This is a genomic window from Dialister sp. (genome assembly GCF_036343215.1).
In the GTDB taxonomy this organism is placed as follows: domain Bacteria; phylum Bacillota; class Negativicutes; order Veillonellales; family Dialisteraceae; genus Dialister.
In genome coordinates, this window is the sequence record NZ_JAZASU010000173.1 from 1 (window position 1) to 2,020 (window position 2,020).

Here is a 2,020-nt window from a genome sequence, read left to right on the forward strand (position 1 = left end):
ACCTGGTGAAAACGGAATGGGACTTGTGTCCACACTTTATTCTGTGAGCGATGACGTTATCGTTGATGCTATAATAAGTCACTATGCAGCTTCGGAGCGTTCTCTTGCCCTGGAACATCTGTATGCATTAAAAGCATTAATAGCCCTTTTCAATAAGCTTCCTAATGATAGGTTGGCGGAGGGTTATTGTTCAGTAGACAGGACGTGCTCTTATTATTTTGTGGTATATCGTGCAAGCCCTTGCCTTTTGACCCCTAAATCTCAAAACCCACCCCTCTGGCAGCCGTACTGCTATTTTGCTGCTAACCTGCGGTAGATGGATTCGATTTTGAATGTTCATTTGCCCAAATTCCCCAAAATATGAAATTTGAACGTTCATTTCGGGAAAAAAAAGAGGAACCAGCCCTCGTTTTCTGATCTTCGAAGGTCTAGTTCCTTTGTGATTTGAACGTTCATATTTTCCGTTTTGAACGTTCATATCGGAAAAATTATGTACTTTGAGATGAACGTTCAAATCTTATGGGAAATCCCCGGCGTCATGCGTTTTGAACGTTCATATTAAAGAATTTTGAAATCTGAAAGTCCATTTCGGACTAATGTGTGCCTGAAACACAGTTTGAAAGTACATAATCGAGCTGTTTTTCATTTTGAACGTTCATATTTTCCCGGATGACCGGGAGTAATATTTGAACGTTCATTTTTTATTGTGTGAAATAAAATTATGTACTTTCAAAATATACTTTCAAAATGAATGTTCATCGAGAAATTGGCTTTTTATGGCAATATGAACGTTCATTTTGAGAAGTCCTGAAAAGCTCCGACGAGATGACGATAAAGCAATATGAACATTCATATTATTTGCTTCAGACCAGCTCGGCAACTTTCCTCTGCCGTTTTGAACGTTCATTTTGCCAACGCTGCCTCTGTTTTGAACGTTCATATTTCTTATTCATTTCTTCTGCCCGCCGTGATCCAGTCAGCGACATCTTCCTCTGATTTAAATCCTGCCTTCCCTGCCGCTCCACGCATCTGCTGCTGAAAGATCTTCATTGCCTCTGCAGCGGAAAGGTTCTTCTTAAAATGCTGAAGGTTCTCTATCTCCTGGCGATCATGTTCAGTAATATTGTCTTCGCCTGAGAACCCGTTCTGGCCATCAGGAAAGGCCTCATCCGTAAAGTATTCAACCGGCAGGTGGAAAAGCCCGCTGAGCCTCGTCAGGAGGCTTTCTGAAGGGCCTATGCTGCCTTCTTCGACCTGTTGGAGTTCTTCTTCGCTTAATCCACAGCCTTCGCGACATAGCCCCTGGAGAGCCCCAGGCCAGTCCTCGCTTGATAAATCTTATTCATCGTTATTCCCAGTTGTTATCAATTTATTATTTCCGTCTGCTTCTTACTGCCCGCTTCTTACTGCATGCTTCTCACTGCCTGCTTCTCACTGCCTGCTTCTCACTGCCTGCTTCTTACTGCCTGCTTCTCACTGCCCTGATCGCGTCTGAAATGTCATGTTCCGTCATTCCGGCTTCTGCCGCGTAGTGCTGCGACTCTGCCATCACTGCATCAAATTCCTCAAGTGAAGGGCAAGCCACGCGTGCAAGCTCTTCTGCTTCTTTGATAACCTCTCCAGCAACTGGATCAGAGGCTTTCATGCGGTTTTTATAATCATCCCATGTCATTTTCTTTAGTCCCACAAATCCCAGAAATACCGCTTCATAAGGTCCATAGCTTCGTCCTTACACTTATCCCTGTAAGTAGCCAGCTCCCGTTCTGCGGCTTCATATTTTTCCGATATTTCCTTGTATTCCGGCAGCTCGCTCATGAAATGCACTCGGGTGCCGCGGCCTTTTTTAGACTCTTCTCTTTCTTCGTCTGTTAAAAGACCTTCTCCAAGCATCCCATATTTAGCGTCGAATTCTTCGTAAGCCTTTCGATGCTCTTCCTCATATGGATTCTTCTTGGAGCAAGTTTCTTCATCGGTCTCCCGCCAAAGGAAGATCATACGATCAAGTATCTTGTCCCATTCT

At 44.0% G+C, this 2,020-nt stretch carries 3 protein-coding genes; 1 reads left to right on the top strand and 2 read right to left on the bottom strand.

Features of this window, described 5'->3' with window-relative positions:
* A partial coding sequence (locus tag VZT47_RS10135; RefSeq protein WP_330224840.1) for a hypothetical protein occupies nucleotides 1-316 on the top strand: 316 nt, incomplete at its 5' end.
* A gap of 1,143 nt (nucleotides 317-1,459) precedes the next feature.
* Here VZT47_RS10135 and VZT47_RS10140 read toward each other — a convergent pair.
* Both VZT47_RS10140 and VZT47_RS10145 read right to left on the bottom strand, forming a co-directional pair.
* Nucleotides 1,460-1,672 (bottom strand): hypothetical protein, encoded by a 213-nt coding sequence (locus tag VZT47_RS10140; RefSeq protein ID WP_330224841.1) that lies wholly within the window; start codon nucleotides 1,670-1,672, stop codon nucleotides 1,460-1,462.
* Between the two features lie 5 nt (nucleotides 1,673-1,677).
* On the bottom strand, nucleotides 1,678-2,020 hold a 343-nt coding region (locus tag VZT47_RS10145), incomplete at its 5' end, for a hypothetical protein (RefSeq protein WP_330224842.1).

Excerpts from the sequence above, each read along its gene's own strand:
- VZT47_RS10140 (WP_330224841.1), bottom strand. The coding sequence starts at position 1,672 with ATGACATGGGATGATTATAAAAACCGCATGAAAGCCTCTGATCCAGTT.